Annotated in this window: 25 protein-coding genes; 11 read left to right on the top strand and 14 right to left on the bottom strand. The window is 58.2% G+C overall.

The features are described 5' to 3' along the window. Positions 1 to 50: 50 nt before the first annotated feature. The 3 genes from QMG15_RS12765 to QMG15_RS12755 all read right to left on the bottom strand — a co-directional run bounded on the left by QMG15_RS12765 (position 51) and on the right by QMG15_RS12755 (position 5,312). Positions 51 to 2,333 (bottom strand): TonB-dependent siderophore receptor, encoded by a 2,283-nt coding sequence (locus tag QMG15_RS12765; RefSeq protein ID WP_281788889.1) that lies wholly within the window; start codon positions 2,331 to 2,333, stop codon positions 51 to 53. A gap of 189 nt (positions 2,334 to 2,522) precedes the next feature. Further along, entirely contained in the window at positions 2,523 to 3,581 is a 1,059-nt protein-coding gene (locus QMG15_RS12760; protein WP_281788888.1) for an extracellular solute-binding protein, read from the bottom strand. A 111-nt stretch (positions 3,582 to 3,692) separates the two neighbouring features. After that, on the bottom strand, positions 3,693 to 5,312 hold the full coding sequence (locus QMG15_RS12755; RefSeq protein WP_281788886.1) for an iron ABC transporter permease: 1,620 nt from the start codon (positions 5,310 to 5,312) through the stop codon (positions 3,693 to 3,695). Positions 5,313 to 5,371: 59 nt separating this feature from the next. Between QMG15_RS12755 and QMG15_RS12750 the strand changes: the two genes are divergently transcribed. Further along, positions 5,372 to 6,562 (top strand): ABC transporter ATP-binding protein, encoded by a 1,191-nt coding sequence (locus QMG15_RS12750; protein WP_281788884.1) that lies wholly within the window; start codon positions 5,372 to 5,374, stop codon positions 6,560 to 6,562. 33 nt (positions 6,563 to 6,595) lie between these two features. Here QMG15_RS12750 and QMG15_RS12745 read toward each other — a convergent pair whose 3' ends face one another. Genes QMG15_RS12745 through QMG15_RS12735 form a run of 3 tightly spaced genes read right to left on the bottom strand, consistent with a single transcriptional unit; the run spans position 6,596 to position 9,275 of the window. After that, a complete protein-coding gene (locus QMG15_RS12745) occupies positions 6,596 to 8,038 on the bottom strand; it encodes a sensor histidine kinase (protein ID WP_281788883.1) in 1,443 nt (480 codons plus the stop codon). Between the two features lie 15 nt (positions 8,039 to 8,053). Further along, positions 8,054 to 8,728 (bottom strand): response regulator transcription factor, encoded by a 675-nt coding sequence (locus QMG15_RS12740; protein WP_104801907.1) that lies wholly within the window; start codon positions 8,726 to 8,728, stop codon positions 8,054 to 8,056. 37 nt (positions 8,729 to 8,765) lie between these two features. After that, positions 8,766 to 9,275: a MarR family transcriptional regulator gene (locus tag QMG15_RS12735; protein WP_281788882.1), complete on the bottom strand. Its 510-nt coding sequence runs from the start codon at positions 9,273 to 9,275 to the stop codon at positions 8,766 to 8,768. A gap of 140 nt (positions 9,276 to 9,415) precedes the next feature. Between QMG15_RS12735 and recA the strand changes: the two genes are divergently transcribed. Further along, a complete protein-coding gene (gene recA / locus QMG15_RS12730; RefSeq protein WP_281788881.1) occupies positions 9,416 to 10,546 on the top strand; it encodes a recombinase RecA in 1,131 nt (376 codons plus the stop codon). A gap of 48 nt (positions 10,547 to 10,594) precedes the next feature. After that, complete coding sequence (gene recX / locus QMG15_RS12725; protein ID WP_281788880.1) at positions 10,595 to 11,083, top strand: recombination regulator RecX; 489 nt, start codon at positions 10,595 to 10,597, stop codon at positions 11,081 to 11,083. Here recX and argC read toward each other — a convergent pair. Continuing rightward, positions 11,080 to 11,997: an N-acetyl-gamma-glutamyl-phosphate reductase gene (gene argC / locus QMG15_RS12720; RefSeq protein WP_281788879.1), complete on the bottom strand. Its 918-nt coding sequence runs from the start codon at positions 11,995 to 11,997 to the stop codon at positions 11,080 to 11,082. The genes recX and argC overlap by 4 nt on opposite strands. 172 nt (positions 11,998 to 12,169) lie before the next feature. Here argC and sucC point away from each other — a divergent pair, with 172 nt between their 5' ends. The 5 genes from sucC (at position 12,170) to QMG15_RS12695 (ending at position 17,432) form a co-directional block, all read left to right on the top strand. Next, a complete protein-coding gene (sucC, locus tag QMG15_RS12715) occupies positions 12,170 to 13,330 on the top strand; it encodes an ADP-forming succinate--CoA ligase subunit beta (protein ID WP_108359437.1) in 1,161 nt (386 codons plus the stop codon). Between the two features lie 10 nt (positions 13,331 to 13,340). Further along, positions 13,341 to 14,237 (top strand): succinate--CoA ligase subunit alpha, encoded by an 897-nt coding sequence (gene sucD, locus QMG15_RS12710; protein WP_108359436.1) that lies wholly within the window; start codon positions 13,341 to 13,343, stop codon positions 14,235 to 14,237. Between the two features lie 130 nt (positions 14,238 to 14,367). Next, a complete protein-coding gene (locus QMG15_RS12705) occupies positions 14,368 to 14,880 on the top strand; it encodes a pilin (protein WP_281788878.1) in 513 nt (170 codons plus the stop codon). Between the two features lie 76 nt (positions 14,881 to 14,956). Further along, positions 14,957 to 16,636 (top strand): O-antigen ligase family protein, encoded by a 1,680-nt coding sequence (locus QMG15_RS12700; protein WP_281788877.1) that lies wholly within the window; start codon positions 14,957 to 14,959, stop codon positions 16,634 to 16,636. A gap of 13 nt (positions 16,637 to 16,649) precedes the next feature. Then, positions 16,650 to 17,432, top strand: a complete 783-nt coding sequence (locus QMG15_RS12695; RefSeq protein ID WP_281788876.1) for a glycosyltransferase family 2 protein — start codon at positions 16,650 to 16,652, stop codon at positions 17,430 to 17,432. Between the two features lie 17 nt (positions 17,433 to 17,449). Here the strand turns inward: QMG15_RS12695 and moaC are convergent, their stop codons facing one another. Next, complete coding sequence (moaC, locus tag QMG15_RS12690; RefSeq protein WP_281788875.1) at positions 17,450 to 17,926, bottom strand: cyclic pyranopterin monophosphate synthase MoaC; 477 nt, start codon at positions 17,924 to 17,926, stop codon at positions 17,450 to 17,452. A gap of 55 nt (positions 17,927 to 17,981) precedes the next feature. Here moaC and QMG15_RS12685 point away from each other — a divergent pair, with 55 nt between their 5' ends. After that, the gene (locus QMG15_RS12685) at positions 17,982 to 19,577 is read left to right on the top strand and encodes a M48 family metalloprotease (RefSeq protein ID WP_281788874.1); all 1,596 of its coding nucleotides are present in this window, start codon (positions 17,982 to 17,984) and stop codon (positions 19,575 to 19,577) included. On the opposite strand, the gene QMG15_RS12680 is transcribed toward QMG15_RS12685, so the two are convergent. Further along, positions 19,530 to 19,889, bottom strand: a complete 360-nt coding sequence (locus tag QMG15_RS12680; protein ID WP_108359431.1) for a phage holin family protein — start codon at positions 19,887 to 19,889, stop codon at positions 19,530 to 19,532. The two genes, QMG15_RS12685 and QMG15_RS12680, sit on opposite strands and share 48 nt — an antisense overlap. A 79-nt stretch (positions 19,890 to 19,968) precedes the next feature. On the opposite strand from QMG15_RS12680, the gene QMG15_RS12675 reads away from it, so the two are divergent. Beyond that, complete coding sequence (locus QMG15_RS12675) at positions 19,969 to 20,448, top strand: DUF3717 domain-containing protein (RefSeq protein ID WP_108359430.1); 480 nt, start codon at positions 19,969 to 19,971, stop codon at positions 20,446 to 20,448. A gap of 25 nt (positions 20,449 to 20,473) precedes the next feature. Here the strand turns inward: QMG15_RS12675 and QMG15_RS12670 are convergent, their stop codons facing one another. Both QMG15_RS12670 and purB read right to left on the bottom strand, forming a co-directional pair. Beyond that, on the bottom strand, positions 20,474 to 21,034 hold the full coding sequence (locus QMG15_RS12670; RefSeq protein WP_281788873.1) for a YaeQ family protein: 561 nt from the start codon (positions 21,032 to 21,034) through the stop codon (positions 20,474 to 20,476). A 4-nt stretch (positions 21,035 to 21,038) separates the two neighbouring features. Further along, complete coding sequence (purB, locus tag QMG15_RS12665) at positions 21,039 to 22,442, bottom strand: adenylosuccinate lyase (RefSeq protein WP_281788872.1); 1,404 nt, start codon at positions 22,440 to 22,442, stop codon at positions 21,039 to 21,041. A gap of 84 nt (positions 22,443 to 22,526) precedes the next feature. Between purB and QMG15_RS12660 the strand changes: the two genes are divergently transcribed. After that, positions 22,527 to 23,141, top strand: a complete 615-nt coding sequence (locus tag QMG15_RS12660; RefSeq protein ID WP_281788871.1) for a glutathione S-transferase N-terminal domain-containing protein — start codon at positions 22,527 to 22,529, stop codon at positions 23,139 to 23,141. A gap of 1 nt (position 23,142) precedes the next feature. Here the strand turns inward: QMG15_RS12660 and QMG15_RS12655 are convergent, their stop codons facing one another. Genes QMG15_RS12655 through QMG15_RS12645 form a run of 3 tightly spaced genes read right to left on the bottom strand, consistent with a single transcriptional unit; the run spans position 23,143 to position 24,916 of the window. After that, entirely contained in the window at positions 23,143 to 23,610 is a 468-nt protein-coding gene (locus tag QMG15_RS12655) for a nuclear transport factor 2 family protein (RefSeq protein ID WP_281788870.1), read from the bottom strand. A gap of 9 nt (positions 23,611 to 23,619) precedes the next feature. Next, on the bottom strand, positions 23,620 to 24,402 hold the full coding sequence (locus tag QMG15_RS12650; RefSeq protein ID WP_108359425.1) for an SDR family NAD(P)-dependent oxidoreductase: 783 nt from the start codon (positions 24,400 to 24,402) through the stop codon (positions 23,620 to 23,622). Between the two features lies 1 nt (position 24,403). After that, positions 24,404 to 24,916, bottom strand: a complete 513-nt coding sequence (locus QMG15_RS12645) for a DUF3833 domain-containing protein (RefSeq protein ID WP_281790149.1) — start codon at positions 24,914 to 24,916, stop codon at positions 24,404 to 24,406. Positions 24,917 to 24,950: the final 34 nt, after the last annotated feature.

The raw sequence follows: 24,950 nt of genomic DNA, 5'->3' as shown, positions 1-24,950 counted from the left end.
TCGACCCGACGACATGGGGCGTGTTGAAAGCGGTGTCATGGTGTCTCCTGTTAAAACTTGTAAGAGCCCGTCACCTGCACCAAGCGCCCCGCACCCGGCACGTAGTGGCCGCTGTAGAGCTGGTCGGCGTAGAGCTTGTTGGTGAGGTTGCTCACATTGCCTTTGAAGGTGAGCTGTTCGCTGACGCGGTATTCGGCCATCACGTCGGCGGTGGTGAAGGCCGGTGCTTCCCAGCCGGGGTTGCGGTTGGGCGTTTGCGCACCACGGTGATTCAGGCCTGCGCCCACACGCCATTGGCCGTTGATTTGGTAGGTGTTCCACAGCGTGGCGCTGATGCGCGGTGTGAGCGAGGGGCGTGCGCCGGTGCGTTCGTTGTCGCTGCCGGTGGGCGACTTGTAGGCTTCGTCAATGCGTGCATCTGGAATCCACATGAACGAGCCATAAGCTTCCCAGCGCGGCGTGATGCGCCCCGTGAAGTCAAGCTCTAAGCCCGTGGCGTGGCGCTTGCCCGACAACACGGCCACGTCGACCAAGGGGTCGGTGTTGCGCTCGTGGAGTTTGGTGGAGCGAAACAGCGCGTAGCGCGTGGTGAAGTTTTTATCGGCCGAATCAATCTTGGCGCCCAGCTCTAAGTTGATGCTTTGCTCGGGCGGCACATCGGCGTTGTTGGCACCCAAGGAGTAGGCATCGCCCGAGGTGTTGAACGAGGTGGCCGCAGAGAAGTGGTACGACTCGCGTTCGTTGGGTTGGAACAAAGCACCCACGCGCTTGCTCCATTCGCCCACGTTCATTTGGTAATTCGACTTCATACCGTTCGTGGCATTGGCACCGTTGGCAGGCGCCGCAAAACTGTCGTAGTTGCCGTTGAGGTTGTCATAGCGCAAGCCGCCCAAGAGTTTCCAGTGAGGGGCAACTTGCACCAAGTCTTGCGCGTACACGCCCCAAGCTGTGGATGTGTATTGGTTGTTCACGCGCAAGGCACGCGAACCTTCATTCACCCAAGCGCCGTCGTCCGGCGTGCCCACCGTGGTGTTGGGTTTGACGAGGTCGACACCCCCCAAGCCTTGTGCGGCGGTGCGTGCGGCATACACGGTCTTTTGTTCGCGGGCCACATCAATACCGCTGAGTAATTCGTGCTTCATGCCCAGCGCGTCAAACTTTGCACTCAAGTCGCTTTGCAGATACACCGAGTCCAAGTCTTGAATTTTGTTTTGCGTGCCGCGCGTGAGCACCGTGCTGGGGCCAAAGTTCGACAAGTTTTCGCCCGTGGTCAGGCGAATGGTGCTGGCGCGCTGGTCGCGTGTGTAAGCACCACGGCGCAGGCGGGTGGTGAGTTCGGTGTCGCCGTCAAAGCGGTGCGTGTGCGCGAGCGTGGCGTAAGTGGCCGTGCCATCGTTGTAGTCGCTGGCCATTCCGTAATTGCTCGTGGGGCTCACGGGCAACAAGGTGGTGGCGCTGGCAGGGCTGGTGCTGGTCGGTTTGATCCACGGCATGCCGTAATTGATGCCGTTGTTGTTTTCTAAGCGGTACAGGCTGGCGGTGAACTCGTCGCGCTCGCCAATGCCCCAGCGGTAGCTGCCAGCGATGCCTTGTTTGTCGATGCTGCTGCCCGCGCCGTTGTTGTCGGCCGTGGTCTTCATGGCGCTCACGCGCAAGGCCGAGCTCTCGCCGGTTTGTTGGTTGAAGTCGCCCACCACGCGGCGGTGGTTGTGGCTGCCCACGGTCACGTCGATTTGGTTTTCGTCCATCAAGCGCGGCACTTTGTTGACCATGTTGACAGCGCCGCCTGTGGAGCCGCGGCCAAACAACATGGAGGCTGAGCCGCGCAGGAGTTCTACGCGGTCAAGGTTGAAGGTGTCGCGGTCGTAAAACGCGGGGTCGCGAATGCCGTCTACAAAAATATCGCCTGTTGTGGAAAGTGCAAACCCACGCAAGCGAATGTCTTCTTCTCCGCCCTCGGCGGCTTGAAAGGTGATGCCCGCAGTTTGCTTGAGCGCGTCTTTGACGGTGTCTAAGTTGCGGTCATCCATCATGCGCTCGGTCACCACGGTGATGGATTGCGGAATGTCGCGCAGCTTTTGTTGGCCTTTGCCAATGCGGGTTTCGGTGGCGCGCAGGCTGTCTTTGCCTTCTGCCACTTCTGCTTTCTCGCGCACGGTGACGGTGCTGAGTGTGTTTTCAGTTTGCGCGCGCACTGCGCTTGCAAAACTGGCCGCCAACAACATGGCGCCCAAGGGCAACAGTTTGGAGGGCCGCGCAACTTGCACACATGAGTTGCGAGGCGCAGGTAAAGACAAGCGGCGTCGGTTGAGCCGCGAACGGGTGGTCGCCATGGAGAAGCTCCGAAAGTAGTCGCCGAACCAAGTCGGCAGTTGTGATCAGAGGCTGGCTACACGCCCCTGCACGGAGGGCGACAAACGCGGGGTTTGTTGGCTGGCCGAAAAGTTACGGCGCAAAAATTTCTATGTTTTGCGCCTAAGTGCTGGGCACCGCGCCGGGTGCGCGGTGTGTGAGGCAGGTGTTTACTTGAAACCTACGCGGTCCAACATTTGTTGCACCTTGATTTGGTTCATGCCGACAGCGCTGATAGGCACCAGCTCGCTTTTGAAGTTGCCGCCGGTCATGGCTTTGAGTGCGGCGTTGTCCAGCTTCAAGCCTTTGACCACGGGCCACTCGTTGTTGCCGTTGGCAAAGTGGTTTTGGGCTTCGGGGCTGACGAGGTATTCCAAAAACTTCACGGCGTTCGCTTGGTTCTTGGAGTAACGCGCCACGGCACCGCCCGCAACGTTCACGTGCGTGCCCCAGCTTTGTTGGTTGGGAAACACCACGCCCACGCGCTCGGCCACCGCTTTGTCGGCGGGGTTGGTTGAGCGCATCAAGCGCGCCAAGTAATAGGTGTTGGTCACCGCAATGCCGCACTCGCCGCTGGCCACCGCTTTGATTTGGTCGGTGTCGCCGCCTTTGGGGGCGCGTGCCATGTTGTCGACCATGCCTTTGAGCCACGTCTCAGTCGCTGCGGGGCCGAGGTGTTCGGTCATGGCGCCAAACAAGCTCAGGTTGTACGGATGCGAGCCAGAGCGGATGCACAGCTTGCCTTTGTTTTTGGGGTCGGCCAGCTCTTCGTAGGTGTCCACGTCGTCACGTTTGACCTTGAGCTTGTCGTACACCACCACGCGAGCGCGGGTGGACAAACCAAACCATGCAGTGCCGCCGTCATCGGTGGGCTTAGAGCGCAGTTGTGAGGGCACCGCAGTTTCCAAAGTTTTGGACTTGACGGGCAAGAACATGCCATCGACTTCGCCTTTCCACAAACGCGCAGCGTCCACCAGCAAGATCACATCAGCGGGCGATGCGGTGCCTTCAGCCTTGAGGCGGGCAATGATGCCGGCGTCGTCCGAATCCACGCGGTTGATTTTGATGCCCGTGGCTTTGGTGAAGTCGCTGTACAGCGCTTCGTCGGTGGGGTAATGACGGGCGGAGTAAAGGTTGATGACGGGCTCGTCGGCCAACGCAGAAGCGCTGAACAAGCCAGCGGACAAGGCCGAAACGGCCAAAGACAAAACGGTGAGGGTGCGACGCATGTGGCGACTCCAAGTTAAAAAGCTTGGAATGAGTGTACATCAAATGCGAATCATTATCATTTGACTTGGATCAAATGCCCCTGCCGAAAGTGCAGGTTTTGCCGCGCAGCGTCAGCTGCGGCGCAGGGTGCGGCTGAGCAAGATGACCGGCAACAAGCCCACCAGCACCAAAGCCAACGAGGGCAAAGCGGCTTCGCCCAAGCGTTCGTCTCGCGCCAATTGGTAGGCCATGACGGCCAAGGTGTCGGTGTTGAAGGGGCGCAGCACCAAGGTGGCGGGCAGCTCTTTCATCACGTCCACCAGCACCAGCAGCGTGGCCGCTGCCAATGGTTTTTTCAGCAAAGGCCAATGCACGCGGCGCACCAGCGAGAAGCCAGAGGTGCCCAACATGCGCGCGCTGTCATCCAGCGAAGCAGGCACGCGCGCGTAGCCGCTTTGCACTGATTGCAAAGCCACGGCCACAAAGCGCACCAAGTAAGCCCAGACCAAACCCAGCACCGTGGCCGTCAGCCAAAAGCCCACGCCCGATTGCGGCCATGTGGCTTGCACCCAGCCCACGGGCAAGAGCAAGCCCACCACAATCACCGCGCCTGGCACGGCATAGCCCAAGCTCACCACGCCCATGGCTTGGCGCGTGAGCCAGTTGGGGTGCAAGCGGGCTTGTGCGGCCAGCAGCAACGCAGCACCCACAGCCAGCAAAGCCGTCATGCCACCCAAGGACAAACTGGTGAGTGACCATTGCATGAAACGGTCCCAAGGCAAGTCCACCACGCCGTCGCCTTGCAGCAAGGCGCGCACCATGAACAACACGGGCAACACAAAACCGCACAACACGGGCAACACGCACAAAGTCCACACAAACGCAGCAGACAAACCCTGCAACTTCAACGGTTGCGATTCACTGCTGTGACGGTCGGCACGTGCACTCGAAAAACGCAAACGCGATTGCGCGCGTTGTTCGGCTGCCAACAAAGCCACCACCACAATCAGCAGCAAGGTCGCCAGTTGCGCAGCGGCAATGCGGTTGTCCATCACCAGCCAGGCCTTGTAAATGCCAGCGGTGAAGGTTTGAATGCCAAAGTAGCTCGACACACCAAAGTCAGCCAAGGTTTCCATCAAGGCCAATGCGGTGCCAGCGGCAATCGCAGGGCGGGCCAGCGGCAAGGCCACGCGCATGATGCGGCGCGACAAAGGTGCACCCAGCAAACGTGCGGCTTCCATCAAATGGTTGGCGCGTTCAGACAGGGCGGTGCGAGCCAACAAATACACATAGGGATACAGCGCGAGGGTGAACACACACGCCGCCCCCCACACATTGCGCACTTCGGGAAACACGCGACCCTCTAGGCCAAACGCCGCGCGAATGCCGGTTTGCAGCGGACCGCTGAATTGCAAATAGTCGGTGTACGCATAAGCCACCACATACGCGGGCATGGCCAGTGGCAAGAGCAGCGCCCATTCCAAACTGCGACGCATTGGAAAGTCAAACAGCGTCACCGCTGCCGCCGACACCGTGCCCATGCTGATGACGCCTACGCTCACCAAGGCGCACAACAGCAATGAGGTGCCCACGTAGTCGGGCAGCACGGTGCTGGCCATCTCGGTCAAGATGCTGGCAGACGCCGCGTTCCACTGTGCCCAAGAAAACAGCACGGTCAACACCGGCAGTGCCAACAGCAAGGCCAGCACGACCAACACACAGCGTAAAAACAAGCGAGAGCTAAAAACCATGCGGCATTGTAGGTAGCCGCACAGCGTGTGGCGTTAAAGGCCGTCTCTACAATGGCGGTATGTTTTTAGATGTCGTCCAGCTCTCTGTCAGCTACCCAGAACGCCCCCGCCCTTCGGTGGACCGCGTCACCTTGGGACTGCGTGCGGGTGAAATGGGCGTGCTCATTGGCCCTTCGGGTTGCGGCAAAACCACGCTGTTGCGCGCGGTGGCCGGCCTCGAGCGTGCCAGCGCAGGTGAAATTCGCTTGGCCCAATCGGTGGTCAGCAGCGCCTCTGTGCATGTGGCACCCGAAGCGCGACGCATTGGCATGGTGTTTCAAGACTATGCCCTCTTTCCGCATTTGACCGTGCATGACAACGTGAGCTTTGGCTTGCACAAACAACCCCGTGCCGAGCGCGAGGCGCGTGTGCGTGAGGTGTTGGCCTTGGTTGGTTTGGCCAGCAGTGCACAACGTTTCCCGCACGAGTTGTCGGGTGGTCAGCAACAGCGCGTGGCCTTGGCCCGTGCGTTAGCGCCCAAGCCGCAACTGTTGTTGTTGGACGAGCCGTTCTCCAACCTCGATGTGGAGTTGCGCGAACGTTTGGCCTTGGAAGTGCGCGGCATTTTGAAAGAGGCACAAACCACCGCCTTGTTTGTGACGCACGACCAAATGGAAGCCTTTGCGATTGGTGATGTGATTGGCGTCATGTCCGAAGGCCGCTTGCACCAGTGGGACGATGCCTACACGCTGTACCACCGCCCTGCCACCCGCTTTGTGGCGGAGTTCATTGGTCACGGTGTGTTCACGCCTGCCACCTTGCGTGAGGTGAACAACCAAGTGGTGGTTCACACGCCCATGGGTGATTTGATGGATGTGGCCGAGTGTCCGCTGCCCTGCACCTTTGCATCAGGTGAGTGCGACGTGCTGCTGCGCGCCGACGACATCGTGCATGACGACGATGCGCCGGTGAAGGCGGAAATCATTCGCAAATCATTTCGCGGCTCAGAGTTTTTGTACACCTTGCGCTTGAAAACAGGCGAGACGGTGATGGCCCATGTGCCCAGCCATCACGACCACAAAGTGGGCGAGTGGATTGGCATTCGCGCGGAGGTGGACCACGTGGTCACGTTCAACCGTGCTTGCCCGGTGAACGGCCACGACTTGTGCAACATGCCGTGCGCCGAGCACGAAGCGCCGCATGAGCACGCACATGCACATGAGGCACCGCATGAGCAGCCGATTCACTTTCACGTGAAGCCTTCGGCCTAAGCCACTACCTCAGAGGCTGGCAAGCCGCGCGTATCAAGCCTGCGTATTCGAGAAGCGCACCGTGAACCGAGCGCCCGGCATGGGCTTGCCGGGATAAGCATCTTCCAACGTCACCACCGCCGCGTGTTGGTGTGCAATCTCCATCACGATGGGCAGGCCTAAGCCCGAGCCATCGGCCTCGGTGCCCAAGGCGCGGTAGAAGGGCTGGAACACCAAATCACGCTCGGCTTCTGGAATGCCGGGGCCCGAATCTTCCACCTGCAACACCACCACTTTGCCAAACTTGTCGGCGAGCAAGCGCACGGTGATCACGCCTGGGGTGTCGGCTGTGGAGGGCGTGTAGTTGATGGCGTTGTCCACCAAGTTGCGCACCATTTCTTTGAGCAACGTGGGGTTGCCCACCACGCGCACGCCGGTGCTGCCAGACGCTGCGCCTTCGTAGCCCAAGTCAATGTATTTGTCCATCGCGCGGGGCAGCGAGTCTTGAATCACATCACTCACCAGGCTCACCAAATCGCAGGGGCTGCGCGCGATGTTGGTGCTGCCGCTTTCGGCGCGTGCCAGTGACAGCAACTGGTTCACCGTGTGCGTGGCGCGAATGCTGGCGCGACCAATGAGCTTGAGCGATTGTTTGAGTTCATCCGCGCTGGAGTCCGCGCGTTGCGCCAAGTCGGCTTGCATGCGCAAACCCGCCAGCGGTGTTTTGAGCTGATGCGCGGCGTCGGCCAAAAAGCGTTTTTGGGTGGCGATGGATTCTTTGAGCCGCGTGAGCAAGTCGTTGATGGAGGCCACCAGAGGGGCCACTTCTTGCGGCACCGCAGATTCATCCAGTGGACTCAAGTCATCGGGCAAGCGCTGTCGAATGCGCTCTTCAAGTTTGTTGAGCGGGCGAATGCCGCGCGCCAAAGCCAGCCACACCAGCAACACGGCCAGCGGCAAGATGACGAACTGCGGCAGCATCACGCCTTTGATAATTTCGGTGGCCAGCACCGAGCGCTTCTCTAGCGTTTCGCCCACTTGCACCAGCACAGGCTTGGCGCCCGGCACGTCCACGCGCACCCAGGTGTAGGCCACGCGCACATCGGCACCGCGCATTTCGTCATCGCGAATGCGCACTTCACTGGGCAAAGGTTTTTCTTCGTCGGGGGGCAGCGGAAAGTCGCGCTCGCCGCTGACAAACTCGCCGCGTGTGCCCAGCACTTGGTAGTAAATCAAGTCGGCTTCGTCGGCACGCAAAATTTCGCGCGCGGGCAGCGGCAGGTTGAAGTACATGCGCGTTTGGTCGCTCTTGACGAGCTGCGCGAGGGCTTGAACGTTGTATTCCAGGCCCCGGTCAAATGGACGGCCTGCAATGTTTTGCGCCACCAGCCATGTCAGCGCCAAGCTGACTGGCCACAGCAGCAGCAGCGGCGTGAGCATCCAATCCAGAATCTCGCCAAACAGCGAGTGTTGCTCGCGCCTAAACAGCTTTGCCATGCACGTGTGCCGTGTTTAGCCCGGAATTTTTTCGAGGCAGTATCCCAAGCCGCGCACCGTGGCAATGCGAATCGGGCCTTTTTCAATCTTCTTGCGCAGGCGGTGGATGTACACCTCAATCGCGTTGTTACTCACCTCTTCGCCCCACTCGCACAAGCGCTCGACCAACTGGTCTTTGCTGACCAAGCGACCGCTGCGTTGCAACAACACTTCGAGCAAGCCCAGTTCACGTGCAGACAGCTCGACCATCTTGCCGTCGATGGTGGCGACACGACCAGTTTGGTCGTACACCAAGGGGCCATGCTTGATGGATGACGAGGTGCCGCCCATACCGCGACGCGTGAGGGCACGTACACGGGCCTCGAGTTCTTGCAAGCTGAAGGGCTTGGCCATGTAGTCGTCCGCGCCGTAGTCCAAACCCTTGACGCGTTCTTCCACGCCATCAGCGGCGGTGAGGATGAGAACGGGAATAGAGGAGCCGCGTGAGCGCAAACGTTTGAGCACTTCAAGGCCGTGCATTTTGGGAAGACCTAAATCCAAGATGAGCAAGTCAAACTCATCGGTGGTCATCAAGGCGGCATCGGCTTCGGTGCCGCTGGCCACGTGGTCGGCGGCAGCACCCGATGCGCGCAAAGTACGCAACAGGCCATCGGCCAAGACCAAGTCGTCTTCTGCAATCAGGATGCGCATGTTTTGTCTCCAGCTTTGTTTGTGTTTTTTGCAAGTGTCAGCGCTGCGATTCTAGGTCCGAGTAAGCCCCCGCATAGGCCTCCAACCCTAAGCTGACCACGGTGGCCACATCTGCCCCCACTTCTTGTTTGAATTCCGCCTCGGTTTGTGCCACCGCTTGCTCAAAAGCGCGTAGCCAAGCCAAGCCTGTTTCGGTGAACACAATGCGCCGCGCGCGGGCGTCTTGCGGGTCGGGCGTGCGTTGCACCAAGCCCCAGGCCTCGCACTGGGTGACCAAGTCACCCATGGCTTGCTTGGTCATGCCGGCGCTGTCGGCCAACTCGATCAGACGTGAGCCCTCAAGGCTGAGATGGCGCGTGATGTGAATGTGCGCCGCGCTCACTTGGGCGCGTGCTGCGAGGTTAGACAGGGCCAAAGGCACATCTTCGTTGTGCGCCATCAGGTGCAGCACACGTGCATCAAAGCGGCGCATGGCGTGGCCCAGCAAGCGGCCCAAGTGAACTTGCCGCCAGTCTTGCTGGGTAGAAAACGAGGGGGAAGAAGCCATGTTTATATAGTAAGGCAAACTGACCAAAAAAAGTGTTTACAAGTTTTGACTTTGCGGTAAAGTACTGGTCAAGCATCCAGTTGTTGTTAAACACAGTAATTGGACATTCTTGGTAAGCCCTTGATTCCACGGAGATTTTCATGAACAACAAACCCATCGTCGCTGACAGCGAAAAAGCCAAAGCCCTCCAAGCCGCCTTGGCACAAATCGAAAAACAATTCGGCAAGGGCACCATCATGCGCTTGGGCGAAGGCGAAGTGATTGACGACATCCAAGTCGTCTCCACCGGCTCGTTGGGTTTGGACATCGCCTTGGGCGTGGGTGGTTTGCCCCGTGGTCGCGTGATTGAAATCTACGGCCCAGAGTCATCCGGCAAAACCACCCTCACCTTGCAAGTCATTGCCGAGATGCAAAAGCAAGGCGGCACTTGCGCCTTTGTGGATGCTGAGCACGCTTTGGATTCGCAATACGCCCAAAAACTCGGCGTGAACTTGCAAGACCTGCTCATCAGCCAGCCCGACACCGGCGAACAAGCCCTCGAAGTGGTGGACAGCTTGGTGCGTTCCGGCGCGGTGGATTTGGTGGTGGTGGACTCTGTGGCAGCCCTCACACCCAAGGCCGAACTCGAAGGCGACATGGGCGATTCATTGCCAGGCTTGCAAGCCCGTTTGATGAGCCAAGCGCTGCGTAAATTGACGGCTTCCATCAAGAAGACCAATTGCACCGTTATCTTCATCAACCAGATCCGTATGAAGATTGGCGTGATGTTTGGTTCACCCGAAACCACCACCGGCGGTAACGCGCTCAAGTTCTACGCCTCGGTGCGCTTGGACATTCGCCGCACCGGCACCATCAAGCGTGGTGACGAGGCCGTGGGTAACGAGACCAAAGTCAAAGTGGTGAAAAACAAAGTGGCGCCTCCGTTCAAGACAGCCGAGTTCGACATCTTGTTTGGCGAAGGCATCAGCCGCCAAGGTGAAATCATTGACATGGGTGTGAACGCCAAAGTCATTGAAAAGTCTGGCGCTTGGTATGCGTACCAAGGCGAAAAGATCGGCCAAGGCCGCGACAACGCCCGTGAGTTCTTGCGTGAAAACGAAGCCTTGGCTTTCGAAATCGAAAACAAGGTGCGCGAATCTTTGGGTATTCCTTTGTTGGCTGGCGGTGTAGATGCACCTGCGGCCAAAGAAGAAAAAGCGCCCAAGGCCTCTAAGGCTGCCAAAGAAGCCAAAGGCGCTGCGGACGCAGATGCCGACGGCGTGGTGGCTTAACGCGCACTCAAAAGCGTCAACCAAAAAGCCAGCCTCGTGACACACGACGTGGATTCAAACGGAGACGAGAAACCTCAGGCGAAAAGGGCCAACGGGTTTCAACTCTCGCTCAAAGGCCGAGCCCTGCGCTTGCTGTCGCAACGTGAGCACTCGCGCTTTGAGCTAGAGCGCAAGCTCAAACCGTTTGAAGAAACGCCGGGCGAGCTGGTCGAGGCTTTGGATTTTTTGCAGGCCAAAGACTTCATCAACGAACAGCGTGTGGTGGAGTCGGTGGTCAATAGCCGCTCTCGCAAGCTCGGTGCATCCCGGGTGCGTCAAGAATTGCAAGCCAAGGGGTTGCCTGTCGAGGCCATCGCCGAAGCTGTGCAAGAGATGCGCAGCACCGAGCTAGAGCGAGCCCGTGAAGTGTGGCGAAAGAAATTTGGCGCGCCGCCCGTGGACCAAGCGGCACGCGTCAAGCAAGTGCGGTTTTTAGTGAGCCGAGGCTTTGCGCCGGAGGTTGTGCGCAAAGTCGTAGCTGGCGCGGAAGACTTTTAAACGCCCAGCATCAGCTGCAGGTTTTGCACCGCAGCGCCGCTGGCACCCTTGCCCAAGTTGTCCAAACGCGCCATCAGCACGGCATGGCGATGGGTTTCGTTCGCGAAGACGCGAATTTCTAGTTTGTTGGTGTCGTTCAACGCGGTCGCGTCGAGCTTGCCGTTGTCGGTGGCGGGTTGCACGCTCACCCAGCTGTCTGGGTTTTGGCCGTAGTGTTTGGCCAGCGCGTCGTGCAGGTCAGCGGCTTTGGGCTTGCCAGGCAACATGTCCAAATGAATGGGCAGCTGCACCAACATGCCTTGGCGGAAGTTACCCACCGACGGCACAAACAAGGGGCGGCGTGTGAGGCCGGTGTAGGCCATGATTTCTGGGATGTGTTTGTGCTCAAGGCCCAAGGCGTAGGCTTCAAACAGGGGCGCTTTGCCCGCTTCGTAGTCTTCAATCATGGTGCGGCCACCGCCCGAATAGCCGCTGACTGAAGGCAGGGCCACGGGGAAGTCGGCAGGCACCAAGCCGGCATCGACCAAGGGGCGCAACAGCGCAATCGCGCCGGTGGCGTAGCAGCCGGGGTTGGCCACGCGGTCGGCGTTGATCACCGCGTCGCGTTGACCAGCGGCCAGCTCTGGAAAGCCATAGACCCAAGCCGGTGCCACGCGGTGCGCGGTGGAGGCGTCGATGATTTTGGGTTTGCGGCCAGCAAGGCTGTCGATCATGGCCACCGATTCAAGGGCGTGGTCGTCGTGCAGGCACAGGATGACCATGTCCACGCCAGCCATGAGCTCGCGTTTGGCTTCGGGGTCTTTGCGTTTGGCGGGGTCGATGCTGACCACTTGCACAGCTGGCATCAGGGCCAAACGTTCGCGAATTTGTAGACCTGTGGTGCCGGCTTCGCCGTCAATGAAGACTTTAGACATGGATGTCGCCAAAAAGTACAAGAAAAGTTGGGCGTCGCTAAGCTCTTGTAAGCCAATTAAAAGTTTGACGCGATGCAGCATGATACAGTCTTAAGGCTTTGTGCAGGGCGGCTCTTTGGCGTCGTTCACTGCAGAAAACGTTACAAATCCACCGATTACTAAGAGAGATCTCATGAAGATTCACGAGTACCAAGGCAAGGAAATCTTGCGTCAATTTGGTGTGCCAGTGCCACGCGGTATCCCCGCGTTCACGGTGCAAGAAGCGGTGGAAGCCGCGCAAAAGTTGGGCGGCCCAGTTTGGGTTGTGAAGGCCCAAATTCACGCGGGTGGCCGCGGCAAGGGCGGCGGCGTCAAAGTGGCTAAGACCATCGAAGACGTCAAACGCATCTCTGGCGAAATTTTGGGCATGCAGCTCAAGACCCACCAAACGGGCCCAGAAGGTCAAAAAGTCCGTCGTCTCTACATCGAAGACGGCGCTGACATCAACAAAGAATATTACGTGTCAGTTGTGACTGACCGTGCAACGCAAAAGATTGCTTTCATCGCTTCCAGCGAAGGCGGCATGGACATTGAAGAAGTTGCCCACAGCACCCCAGAAAAAATCATCACCGAGTTCATCGACCCGTTGACTGGTTTGGGCGATGCACAAGCCAAGAAGATCGCAGACGCCATCGGCATGCCTGCTGACTCCACCGCACAAGCCGTGGACATCTTCAAGAAGCTGTACCAGTGCTACATGGAAACTGACGCATCTTTGGTGGAAATCAACCCACTGAACCGCGACAGCAAAGGCAACGTGATGGCTTTGGATGCGAAGTTCAACTTCGATGCCAACGCTTTGTTCCGTCACCCAGAAATCGTGGCTTACCGCGATTTGGACGAAGAAGATCCTGCTGAAGTGGAAGCTTCTAAGTTCGACTTGGCCTACATCTCGTTGGACGGAAACATCGGTTGCTTGGTCAACGGTGCTGGCTTGGCCATGGCCACCATGGACACCATCAAGTTGTTCGGCGGCGAGCCAGCCAACTTCTTGGACGTGGGCGGCGGCGCAACTGCCGAGAAGGTCACTGAAGCTTTCAAGATCATGTTGAAGAACCCCAATGTCAAAGGCATTTTGGTCAACATCTTCGGCGGCATCATGAAGTGCGACACCATCGCCAGCGGCGTGATCACAGCTTGTAAAGCCGTGAACTTGTCAGTGCCATTGGTTGTGCGCATGAAAGGCACCAACGACGAGCTGGGCAAGAAAATGTTGGCCGAATCAGGTCTGCCAATCATCTCTGCCGACACCATGGCCGAAGCCGCGACGTCTATCGTTGCAGCCGTGAAGTAAGGGAAAAAACATGTCCATCTACATCAATAAAAACACCAAGGTCATCACCCAAGGTATCACCGGTAAAACCGGTCAGTTCCACACTGAAAAGTGCATCGAATACGCAAACGGTAAAAACTGTTTCGTCGCGGGTGTGAACCCCAAGAAAGCCGGCGAAAAGATTTTTGACGTGCCAATCTTTGCATCCGTCAAAGAAGCTGCTCAAAACACAGGCGCCACCGTGTCTGTGATCTACGTGCCACCAGCAGGCGCAGCTGCAGCCATCTGGGAAGCTGTGGAAGCCGACCTCGACTTGGCCATCTGTATCACCGAAGGCATCCCCGTCCGCGACATGCTCGAAGTCCGTAACAAGATGAAAGCCAAGGAAGCTGCTGGCGGCAAGAAAACCTTGTTGCTCGGCCCTAACTGCCCTGGTTTGATCACACCTGACGAAATCAAGATCGGCATCATGCCTGGTCACATCCACCGCAAAGGTCGTATCGGCGTTGTGTCACGTTCTGGCACATTGACTTACGAAGCCGTGGCGATGTTGACCGAAGTGGGCTTGGGCCAATCCAGCGCCGTCGGTATCGGTGGCGACCCCATCAACGGTTTGAAGCACATCGACGTGATGAAGGCTTTCAACGACGATCCAGACACCGACGCCGTCATCATGATCGGTGAAATCGGTGGTCCAGACGAAGCCGAAGCCGCCATGTGGTGCAAGGCCAACATGAAGAAGCCAGTTGTTGGCTTCATCGCTGGTGTGACTGCCCCTCCCGGCAAGCGCATGGGCCATGCAGGTGCTTTGATTTCTGGCGGTGCAGATACTGCAGATGCCAAGCTCGCCATCATGGAAGAGTGCGGCTTCATCGTCACACGCAACCCCTCTGAATTGGGCAAATTGCTCAAAGCTCAGTTGAAGTAATTTCTTTCGAGAATTGCGAATGAAGAAGCGAGCGGTGGTTTCACCGCTCGCTTTTTTTTGAACTGATGGATTGGCGTTTACTTTGACGCAGATGCCTAAAATTAATGCCCTACCTATCCAAGGATTTGCGATGAAACACACTTTGCAACGCGGCTTCACCTTGATCGAACTCATGATCGTGGTGGCCATCATTGGCGTTTTGGCTTCAGTGGCCTTGCCCGCATACCAAGACTACATGGTCCGCGCACGCGTGAGCGAAGGTTTGGGGCTGGCATCTGCTGCCAAGACGAATGTGCTCGATGTGGTCAACAGCGGCAACATCGCGACAGTCGCCAACGGTTACAAAGCAGGCTACACCTGGTCGGGTGCCACCAAGAACATCAGCAGCATTGACATTGCGTCGAGCACAGGCGTCATCACCATCACCACCACGGCGGCAGCCGGTGGCGGTAGTTTGTTGCTGGTGCCGTACACCAAAAATGGCACGACTGACTCAGCCTTACCGGCCCCGACGACGACCAATGGGGTGGTCGATGGGGTGGTGCAGTGGAAGTGTTTGGCCAAAGGTGCGGATGCATTCGTGGGCGTGTCAGTGCCTGCCGATGCGTTGCAGAAAAAGTATGTGCCCAGTGACTGCAAATAAGTCACCCGACGCATTGAACAAGGCGCCTGCGGGCGCCTTTGTTTTTTTAGGTGCGTGACTGATAGAAAATCTCACCATGAATTCGTCTACAGCCCAAAGCATCTTGGTGCGCAATGTCGTTCTTGTTGCGTGCATCGCTCTGCCGTGGCTCAACCCATTTGCCAGCAGTCCATCTACAGCGGTCATTCCTTTGCTGGTGAGTTGGATGCTGGCCGCCTGCGCCTTGTTGGCGGTGGTGGAGTTGCCCTTGGCGAAGCCGCGTTGGCCGATGTCCTCGCGTGTGGTGTTGGGCGTGCTGCTGTTGTGGTTATTGGCTTCGCTGCTGTGGGTGCCGCAGGTGGTGGACCGTGCATTAACCGCAGGTTTGTTGGCGTCGCTGATGTGTGTGTGGCTGATGGTGGCCGTTGGCCGGCGTGCTGCGGTAGACGAAGGTTTGCTGCAGTGGGTGGTGTGGGGCTTGGTCGTTGCCGCGACCATCAGTGCGGTGCTGGGCATGTTGCAGTATTTGGGTTTGGCACATGGCTTGTCGCCTTGGGTGAACCAACCTTTGAAGGGGGATGCCTTTGCCAATTTGCGTCAGCGCAACCAGTTTGCATCGCTCACCAGCTTAGGTTTGGTGGCCTTGCTGGGCTGGGTGGCCGCGCAGGCCAAGCGGCACACCCTGCAGCGTTCCACTTGGGTGCTGGCGGTGGTGTTGCTCAATGTGTTGGCTGCGGGTGTGGCGTGCTCGGTGTCGCGCACGGGTGCCATGCAATGGGCGTTGGTGGGCGTGTTGATGTCGGCCTGGGGCTGGCGCAGCGCTAAGCAAGATGCTGCATCTGGCAAAGGCTTGGTGTGGCTGGCCTTGGCCGCGCCTGTGTTGGTGGCCGTGTGGTCGGTGTTGATGCCTTGGTTGGCATTGCAAAGCACAGGCGAATGGGGTGCGAGCATGATTTTGCGGGTCACCGGCCAAGCGCAAGACTACGCCGCCTGCGGGGGGCGCCGCGTGTTGTGGGCCAACGTCTTGGCTTTGATTGCGCAACACCCGTGGTTGGGCTGGGGCTGGGGTGAGACCGATTACGCGCACTTCATGACCGGCTACAGCAGCCTGCGTTTTTGCGACATGCTCGACAACGCGCACGACTTTCCCTTGCACATGGCGTTGGAGCTGGGCGTGCCATTCGCGTTGGTGGTCATGGTTGGCATGACTGCGTGGGTGCTGCGTCGCACACCGTGGCGCGAGCGACATGCCTGGCGTGTGATGGCCTGGTGTTGGCTGGTGGTGCTGGGCTTGCACAGTTTGCTGGAGTACCCGCTTTGGTACGGCCCGTTTCAAATGACGCTGGGCTTGGCCATCGGTTTGTTGTGGGCGGCCCCTGATACGTCGGCGGAGCAAGAAGCGCAAGAAGGCCCCATGTGGGTCGCAGCATTGCTCTTCATCGGTTGCTTGTATGCCGCGTGGGATTTCAACCGCGTGGGCCAAATTTACCGACAAGCCGCCTCGCGTGATGCGGCTTACCGTGACAACCCACTGCACCACGCCAAGCAATCGTGGCTGTTCAAAAATCAAGCCGACTTTGCTGAACTCACCACACAAACCGTGACGGCGGACAACGCGGCTGAGCTGTATCCGCAAGCGGTGCGCTTGATGCACTATTCGCCCGAAGCGCGCGTGGTGCAACGCGTGATCGACAGCGGCAAGTTACTCGGGCATCACGAAGAGGCCCAAGCTTTGGCTGAGCGCTTAGAAGACGTGAAACAAAACACGCCGCGCTAAACTCATCTGCAACATGACCCACGCTCACCCCACCCTCTCGGCCATCGTCATCACGCGCAACGAAGCGCATAACCTGCACGACTGCTTGCAGTCCATGCGCGGTTTGGTTGATGAAATCATTGTGGTGGACAGCCAAAGCACAGACGCCACCGTGGCCATTGCTCAGCAGCATGGCGCCAAAGTGGCGCAGCCTGCTGATTGGCCAGGCTTTGGGCCACAAAAAAACCGAGCCTTAAATTTAGCTACCTGTGATTGGGTGTTGTCGATTGATGCAGACGAGCGCGTCACGCCCGAGTTGGCTGCGGAAATCAAACAGGTGTTGCAAGCGGACGCGTCCGACGTGGCCTACAAGTTGCCCCGCTTGTCGTCGTATTGCGGCAAATTCATCCATCATGCGGGCTGGCAACCAGACTATGTGCTGCGCTTGTTCAAGCGTGGCACGGCCAAGTTTTCAGACGATCTGGTGCATGAACGTGTGGTGACCGAGTTGCCCGTGCAGGCGCTGCACAACCATTTGCTGCATTACAGCTACCTCAACTTCTCGCAAGTGTTGTCCAAGGTCGACGCGTATTCCAGTGCCTCTGCCAAACAAGCCTATGCGCGTGGCAAGCGTTCGTCGGTGGCGGGGGCTTTGGGCCACGGTGCATGGGCCTTCTTTCGCACCTATGTGATTCGCCGAGGTTTCTTAGATGGCGGACATGGGTTGGCGTTGTCTATCTCGAATGCTGAGACCAGCTACTACAAGTATTTGAAGCTTTGGCAAATGCAGCAGGCCGAAGAGGCCGCTGCAAAGTAAGCGCACATAGATGGTTTTTAGGCCGCTACGTAGCTGCCCGACTTACCGCCGTGCTTCTCCAGCAAATGCACATCGGTCATCGTCATGCCTCGGTCCACGGCTTTGCACATGTCATAGATCGTGAGTAAAGCGACTTGCACAGCGGTGAGGGCCTCCATCTCCACACCCGTTTGACCGACGGTTTCCACGGTTGCCGTGCATTGCACGCTGTGCGTGGCTTCGTCGATGGCAAATTCCACCGCCACGCGGGTGAGTGCGAGTGGGTGACACAGGGGAATCAAGTCGCTGGTTTTCTTGGCGGCTTGAATGCCTGCAATGCGTGCGATGCCCAACACATCGCCTTTCTTGGCGGTGCCGCTTTGAATCAAGGTCAAGGTGGCGGGCAACATGACGATGCGGCCTGTGGCCACGCCCACGCGCTTGGTGTGGGCTTTGTCGGCCACGTCCACCATGTGGGCTTGGCCTTGTGCGTCAAAGTGTGTGAGTGTGGACATGCTGAAATTTACAACGGGTTAACATGAAAGCCGCATCATACGGTCCATGGCACACATGCTTTCCACCCAGCTTTCGCCCCATCTTTTACGTCGCTTTGGCGTGCTGAGTGTGTGCGCGGCTTTGCTGCTGCCCGTGGCGCCCGCCCATGCGCAACTCAATCCCAGTCGCTTGCCTAATTTAGGCGATGGTGCAGAGGTGCCACTGGGCGTCGAGCGGCGCTTGGGCGAAAGCATCGCGCGGGAAATTTACCGTGACCCCGATTACTTAGACGATCCCGTGCTCGGCGACTATTTGCAGTCGATCTGGCAAACGTTGCTGGCCTCGGCTCGTCAACGCGGCGAGTTGACGCCTGAGTTGGAGCAGCAGTTTTCTTGGGAGGTTTCGCTCATTCGCGACCGCAGCATCAACGCGTTTGCATTGCCGGGTGGTTACTTGGGCGTGCATTTGGGGCTAATTTCGGCGGTCAGCAGCGCAGATGAATTGGCGTCAGTGCTCGCGCATGAGTTGAGCCACGTCACGCAACGCCACATCGCACGCATGATTGCGCAGCAAGGCCGTCAAGGCCCGATGGTGATGGGCGCCATGATTTTGGGCATGTTGGCGGCCAGTCGCACAGCAAACGCCAGCAGCATGAGTGCAGCAAATGCCGTGATGGTCGGTGGACAAGCTGCAGCGATACAAAGTCAGCTGAACTTCTCGCGCGACATGGAGCGCGAGGCCGACCGCGTGGGCTATGGCGTGATGACCGAAGCTGGCTACGAAGCCCAAGGCTTTGTCACCATGTTTGAAAAACTACAACAAGCCGCCCGCTTGAACGACAACGGCTCTTTCCCTTATTTGCGCAGCCACCCCATGACGACCGAGCGCATCGCCGATGCCCAAGCGCGTCAGCAGCTGTTGCCTGCGCGTGCCGCTGTGGCGACCACAGCCACGCACGCCATGATGTCTGCCCGTGCCCAAGTGTTGGCCAAGCCCGGTGTGGATGTGTTGCGCACCATTGCTGCCCAAGCGAATGCCACAACGTTGTTATCGGCCAGCAAAGCCAAACAAGCGGGGGTGTTGTACGGCGCGACCTTGGCGGAGATGGAGCAGCGTAATTTTGCAGTCGCTCGTCAGCATTTGGCCCGTTTACAAAGCTTGAGTGGCCTAGAACTCAGCGCCCTCCGCGTGGTGCGTTTGCTGGCTGCAGAGCTGGCGCTGATGTCGGGTGATGCTGCGCAAGCCGTGGGCTTGCTTGAGCCGAAGGCTGCCGTGTTAGCCAGCCATGACCGTGCAACGCGTATGCAGCTGGCACGTAGCCGCGTTGCTACGCAAAAGCCTGCGCAAGGCAAAGTGGCGGCAAGTGAGTTGTCGTTGTGGTTGAACCAGCACCCACGTGATGCGTCGGCGTGGTTGCTGCAGGCCTCGGCCTATGAGTTGCAAGGCGATAGCTTGCGCGCCATTCGTGCACAAGCAGAGGCGCGCGCCATGGAGTTGGATTACGGCGCAGCCCTCGACCGCTTTAAGGCCGCGCAGCTGTTGGCGCACCAAATGGCAAGTGAAGGCAAGTTAGACCGCGCGGGCCACATGGAGGCGTCCATCATTGACGCCCGTTTGCGCGAATTAGAGAATTTGCGGCGGGAACAAGCGCTCGAGCGCGGCATCAATTAACACGCCAAACGCGGAGTAAATCAGCGAGCCCAGCAGGGCTGAGCCAAAGCCGCGTACCCAGAAGCCTTCGAGCAAGCCTGCCGCGGCCCAAAACATGAAGGCATTGATGACGAACAAGAACAAGCCCAGCGTGAAAAACGTCACAGGCAAGGTCAGCACGACCAAGGCGGGGCGCACGATGAGGTTAAAAATGCCCATGACCAAGGCGGCTGCCATGGCCGCACCAAAGCCCGTGACCTCAACGCCGCTGTATAGGTGTGCCAATGCCATCAAGGCTGTGGCATGGAGTACCCAAGTTAAAAGTAGTTTCATTGCTCGGTCAGCATAGCATTGCCGCTATCATCCACACCCCGACTTTCACCCTGCTTTTTAGGTAACAAACTCTAACGCGATGGCTGGCATTCACATCACCGACATTGAAGCGGCCATCAACTATTGGCGCGAACAAAAACCCTCACCCGATGGCGTCACGCTGGCGCCAGAAATCCGCGCGCTGGCTGAGGTCTACGCGTTGATGATTTATTACCACCACGAAGAAGCGGCGGAACAAGGCTTTCCCAAAAAGGCTTACGAAGCATGGCTAGGTTGGTACCGCACCACACCCGACGCCCCGTGCATCGCCATTTGTTCGACCAGCCAAGGCGATGAAGAGTGCAAAGGCTGTGGCCGCACGTTTGAAGAAGTGCAGTACTGGCCAGAAATGTCGCCAGGCGAGAAGCGCAGCACGTGGCGACGCATCACCATGATTGGCACCTCTTGGCGCTTCAACAAGTACGCAGAGCGTGCGTTGGCGTGTGCGTCAGTGGATGTGGGCGATACGCAAAAAGACGGCGAAGCTAAATCTGACGCGCAAGAAAAAAGCGCACCTTAAGTGCGCTTTGTCAGAGTGGCAGCGCTTATTTCCAGCGCTCGCACTCAATGTCAACGGTGGTCTTGCCGTTGCTCATCATCACCACGCCCTCTTGAATGGTCGCTTGCAGCTGCATGCTGCGCTCGGCCAGGTTGGCCAAATCTTGCGAGGCGCTGCTTGGAATGCGCCACACCTGCAGGGTGGTGGGTTTGATGAGTTTGTTTTGCATGTTCTTCCACCAGACATCGCCTGAGCTGGAGAACACATACAACATCACTTGGTCGGCCTTGCTGCAGGCTTTGAGCAGTGGCTTTTCTTCGGGCTGACCCACTTCAATCCACAGGCGCTTGCGGCCGGTGAAATCGGTCAGCATCACATCGGGTTCGTCGGGGTCTGACAGACCAGCACCAAACGCCAGTACGCCGTCGCCGTTGCACACGTCTTGTAGCAAATGCGCTTGCAATGACAGCGCGACCAAACGCACCATCATGCGTTCATCGGTTTCGCTGGGGTGACGCGCGAGGGTCAGCGCGTGGTCGGCGTAGTAGCCGTGGTCAATGTCAGCGATTTGAACGTTCGCTTTGAAGATGGTGGATTTGATCGCCATCTGTTTAAACGCGACGCGCCAGTTCGGCGGCTTTGCCCACGTAGCTGCCGGGCGTCATGGCCAACAAACGGTCAATGTCTGCTTGTGGAATTTGCAAAGAGGCAATCAAACCATGCAATGCTTCCGCCGTGACGGTTTTGCCACGCGTGACTTCTTTGAGCTGCTCGTAAGCGCCTTGCACACCGTAGCGACGCATGACGGTTTGGATGGGCTCGGCCAACACTTCCCAAGCGGCATCGAGGTCAGCAGCCAAGGCTTCTTCGTTGAGTTCGAGTTTGTTCAGGCCCACCATCATCGATTGGTACGCCAAGGCGGTGTAGCCCAAGGCCACGCCCATGTTGCGCAACACGGTGGAGTCGGTCAGGTCACGTTGCCAGCGGCTGATGGGGAGCTTTTCGCTCAGGTGTTTGAGCACGGCGTTGGCCAAACCCAAATTGCCTTCGGCGTTTTCAAAGTCAATCGGGTTGACTTTGTGCGGCATGGTGGACGAGCCAATCTCGCCCGCTTTCAAACGTTGTTTGAAGTAGCCCAAAGACACATAACCCCACACGTCGCGCGACCAGTCAATCAGGATGGTGTTGGCACGCGCCACGGCGTCGAATAACTCGGCCATGTAGTCGTGGTGTTCGATTTGAATGCTGTAGGGTTGGAAGGTCAGACCGAGGCCCAACGGCGCAGGTGTTTCCACCACTTTGCGGCTGAAGGCTTCCCAGTCGAAGTCGGGCCAAGCGCTCATGTGGGCGTTGTAGTTGCCTACGGCGCCATTCATCTTGGCCATGATGTGCACGCCCGCAATGCGCTCGCGCACTTGGCGCAGGCGCATCACCACGTTGGCCACTTCTTTGCCCACGGTGGTGGGGCTGGCGGTTTGGCCGTGCGTGCGGCTGAGCATGGGCACGTCGGCGTAGGCGTGGGCCATCTCGCGCAGCTTGGCAATCAGGCCATCGAGGCCAGGCAAGATGACTTCATCGCGGCCCGCCTGCAATTGCAGCGCGTGGCTGGTGTTGTTGATATCTTCGCTGGTGCAAGCAAAGTGCACAAACTCAGCAGCCGCTTCGAGTTCTGCATGGCCTTTGAATTTCTTTTTGATCCAATATTCCACGGCCTTCACGTCGTGGTTGGTGACCTTCTCTTCGTCTTTGATAGCCAGCGCGTCTTCGGTGCTGAAGTTGGTGACCAAACTGATGAGATAGTCGCGAGAAGCAGCGCTCAAGGGTTTGAATTCCGCAAAGCCCGCATCGCTCAAGGCGATGAACCACGCAATCTCCACTTGCACGCGGCGGTGCATATAGCCTTGCTCGCTCATCAGGGGGCGCAGGGCGGCGACTTTGCCGGCGTAGCGGCCATCCAGGGGCGACAGGGCGGTGACTTGGGAAATAGCTTGGGGGGTGCGGGTTGTATTGCTCATGTTGCAATTTTAGGTGCTTGGCCCAAGTGCCATGTATACGCCAAGCTCGCTAAACTAGAGTCTCAACAAATCTATGAAAAACATATGAAACTGATTGGTGCAATTACCAGCCCCTATGTGCGCAAAGTGCGCATCGTCATGGCCGAGAAGAAACTGGACTACCAGTTTGTGACCGAAGACGTCTGGGCTGCAGATACCAACATCACGGCATCCAACCCTTTGGGCAAGGTGCCTTGCCTCATCATGGAAGGCGGCGAGGCGCTGTTTGACTCGCGCGTCATCGTTGAATATGTGGACACCCTGTCACCCGTGGGCAAGCTCATTCCTGGCAGTGGCCGCGAACGCGCCGAAGTAAAAACTTGGGAGGCTTTGGCTGATGGCTTGTTGGACGCGGCCATTCTTGCCCGTCTGGAAGCCACTTGGCCTGGTCGCAAAGAGGGGGAGCGCAGCCAAGCGTGGATTGAGCGTCAAATGAAAAAGATTGACGACAGCTTGATTGCGATGGATCGTGCTTTGGCCGAGCGCAGCAACTGCGTGGGCATTCACCTGAGCTTGGCGGACATTGCGGTGGGCGCAGCCTTGGGCTACTTGGATTTCCGTTTCGCGCACATTGATTGGCGTGGTCAGCACCCCAATCTGGCTGCTTTGTATGAGCGTTTGGCACAACGCCCAAGCTTCAAAGACACAGCGCCGGTTTGATTTAGCTGTTGGCGCGTTTTTTCAACCAACGCATCACGCTGCCCACCACGGGCAGCTTCTCGTACAGCTCTTCTGCTGCATCCCAATAGTCGCGGTGCACGGCCACGCGCCACACGCCGGCTTCTTCACGCAACACAAAGTGGGTTGCGCCGCGAATGGTTTGTATTGCGCCGTTGTCCATGCGTGGCGCAGAGAAGAAAAAATCCCAAGTGACAAAACATTGCGCACCGTTTTGTACTTGCTGGGTAATCACAAAGCGTGGTGCTTCTAGCGCTTCAAACATGTGGGTAAAGATGCGCGCAATCGCTGAGATGCCTTGCACCTCATTGAAGGGATCTTTGAACTGCGCGTCTGCGGTGTAGAGCTGCCCCGCACGCGCCACGTCGCCAGGTTGCAGGTGTTCAAAAAAATGCACCACGCGTTGTAGTGCAGCTTCGGGGCTGTCAGGCTGGGTCAGTTGAAATGGCATCGTGACCTCTTACATGCCAGTGCCGCGGCGTACCAAGGCAAAGTACCAGCGATAAGGCAGCAAGCGCATCAAAAGCAACATGCGTGTGAAGCGCTTAGGAAAGTGAATGTGAAATTGGCCCTGACGCCATCCGTTCAAAATTTCAGAAGCGGCTTTGTTGGGCGTGATGAGCGCGGGCATGGGAAAGTCGTTGTTGGCTACCAGCGGAGTTTCTACAAAGCCAGGGTTGATCAAACTCACGCCAATACCGTGGGGCGACACGTCGTAATACAAAGCCTCTGCCAAATTGATAAGCGCGGCCTTGGTGGGCCCGTACGCCAAGCTTTGCGGCAAACCGCGAAAGCCCGCCACGCTAGAAATAAAACTGATGTGGCCGCGCTGCTGCGGCAGCAACTCGGGCAGCACAGCATCCAGCACACGCAGAGCGCCGGTGTAGTTGATGTCAAGGTGGCGCAGCATTTCGGACAGCGAATAGTCGGCCGCGCGCATGGCTTGGTAGTAGCCCGCACAGTACATCACCACATCCAAACCTTGTTGTGTTTGCACGTAGCGGGCTGCGGTGGCAATGGCGGCAGTGTCAGCCACATCCAGCACCACCGCTTGCGCGCCAGGGTGGTCGTCGACAAACTGTTGCAGCAACCCGGCATTGCGTGCCGATACCACCACGCGGGCGCCTGCGGCATGCAGGGCTTTGGCGGTGGCCAAGCCAATGCCGCTAGACGCGCCAATCAGCCACACGCTGCGGCCCTGCCAGTCGGTGATGGGTGGGTTCATGGGTTTGATCCAAGACATGTCAACCTCGGCGAGTGAAGGACAAGGTGACGTCGCCCAAGTGCACGCCCCACTTGCTCATGCGTGCTTTGTTGAGCATGACACGGTCGCTCATCAGATACATCCAATCGTCCATGCTCACATGCAGCACACGGCCGTCCACGGGCAAGGCCAAGGTGTAGCCCCAACGAAAGGCGTTGCCGCGTGTTTGTCCGCTGGCGATGCCCACCACGTCGCCAGCCGTGCCTTGGTACTGGCCGTTACCCAAGTGGGTGAGTTTCCAAATGCGGCGCTCTTGTGTGCCATCGGAGTAGACAAAGCGCTCATCCAACACGCCCTGTTCTCCCTGCCAAGTGCAGGCCATGTCCACGGTGAAGCGCTTCACCACTTTGCCTTGGCGGTCTGTGAACACGCCCCAGGCATCGACCTTGCCGTTGAAGTAGCTGCGCAAGTCCAGCGTGGGTTTGTCCTGGGCGTAGTCTTCAATCGAAGGGCTGGCACAGCCGCTCAAGCCCACAGCAGCCAGTGCGCCCATGCCGGTGGCACTGCGGGTTAAGAGTTGTCGTCTG

This window comes from Limnohabitans sp. INBF002 (assembly GCF_027924905.1).
In the GTDB taxonomy this organism is placed as follows: Bacteria; Pseudomonadota; Gammaproteobacteria; order Burkholderiales; family Burkholderiaceae_C; genus Limnohabitans.
Note: the sequence above shows the minus strand (reverse complement) of the source record. Positions and strands in the feature narration are given on the sequence as shown.

Coding starts and splice junctions, on each gene's coding strand:
- QMG15_RS12650 (WP_108359425.1), bottom strand. CDS start 24,402: ATGTCTTGGATCAAACCCATGAACCCACCCATCACCGACTGGCAGGGC.
- QMG15_RS12695 (WP_281788876.1), top strand. CDS start 16,650: ATGACCCACGCTCACCCCACCCTCTCGGCCATCGTCATCACGCGCAAC.
- QMG15_RS12745 (WP_281788883.1), bottom strand. CDS start 8,038: ATGGCAAAGCTGTTTAGGCGCGAGCAACACTCGCTGTTTGGCGAGATT.
- purB (WP_281788872.1), bottom strand. CDS start 22,442: ATGAGCAATACAACCCGCACCCCCCAAGCTATTTCCCAAGTCACCGCC.
- QMG15_RS12675 (WP_108359430.1), top strand. CDS start 19,969: ATGGCTGGCATTCACATCACCGACATTGAAGCGGCCATCAACTATTGG.
- QMG15_RS12705 (WP_281788878.1), top strand. CDS start 14,368: ATGAAACACACTTTGCAACGCGGCTTCACCTTGATCGAACTCATGATC.
- QMG15_RS12765 (WP_281788889.1), bottom strand. CDS start 2,333: ATGGCGACCACCCGTTCGCGGCTCAACCGACGCCGCTTGTCTTTACCT.
- argC (WP_281788879.1), bottom strand. CDS start 11,997: ATGTCTAAAGTCTTCATTGACGGCGAAGCCGGCACCACAGGTCTACAA.
- recA (WP_281788881.1), top strand. CDS start 9,416: ATGAACAACAAACCCATCGTCGCTGACAGCGAAAAAGCCAAAGCCCTC.
- QMG15_RS12655 (WP_281788870.1), bottom strand. CDS start 23,610: ATGCCATTTCAACTGACCCAGCCTGACAGCCCCGAAGCTGCACTACAA.
- QMG15_RS12750 (WP_281788884.1), top strand. CDS start 5,372: ATGTTTTTAGATGTCGTCCAGCTCTCTGTCAGCTACCCAGAACGCCCC.
- QMG15_RS12735 (WP_281788882.1), bottom strand. CDS start 9,275: ATGGCTTCTTCCCCCTCGTTTTCTACCCAGCAAGACTGGCGGCAAGTT.
- QMG15_RS12700 (WP_281788877.1), top strand. CDS start 14,957: ATGAATTCGTCTACAGCCCAAAGCATCTTGGTGCGCAATGTCGTTCTT.
- sucD (WP_108359436.1), top strand. CDS start 13,341: ATGTCCATCTACATCAATAAAAACACCAAGGTCATCACCCAAGGTATC.
- QMG15_RS12660 (WP_281788871.1), top strand. CDS start 22,527: ATGAAACTGATTGGTGCAATTACCAGCCCCTATGTGCGCAAAGTGCGC.
- moaC (WP_281788875.1), bottom strand. CDS start 17,926: ATGTCCACACTCACACACTTTGACGCACAAGGCCAAGCCCACATGGTG.
- QMG15_RS12755 (WP_281788886.1), bottom strand. CDS start 5,312: ATGGTTTTTAGCTCTCGCTTGTTTTTACGCTGTGTGTTGGTCGTGCTG.
- QMG15_RS12645 (WP_281790149.1), bottom strand. CDS start 24,916: ATGGGCGCACTGGCTGCTGTGGGCTTGAGCGGCTGTGCCAGCCCTTCG.
- QMG15_RS12760 (WP_281788888.1), bottom strand. CDS start 3,581: ATGCGTCGCACCCTCACCGTTTTGTCTTTGGCCGTTTCGGCCTTGTCC.
- QMG15_RS12680 (WP_108359431.1), bottom strand. CDS start 19,889: ATGAAACTACTTTTAACTTGGGTACTCCATGCCACAGCCTTGATGGCA.
- sucC (WP_108359437.1), top strand. CDS start 12,170: ATGAAGATTCACGAGTACCAAGGCAAGGAAATCTTGCGTCAATTTGGT.
- QMG15_RS12685 (WP_281788874.1), top strand. CDS start 17,982: ATGCTTTCCACCCAGCTTTCGCCCCATCTTTTACGTCGCTTTGGCGTG.
- QMG15_RS12740 (WP_104801907.1), bottom strand. CDS start 8,728: ATGCGCATCCTGATTGCAGAAGACGACTTGGTCTTGGCCGATGGCCTG.
- QMG15_RS12670 (WP_281788873.1), bottom strand. CDS start 21,034: ATGGCGATCAAATCCACCATCTTCAAAGCGAACGTTCAAATCGCTGAC.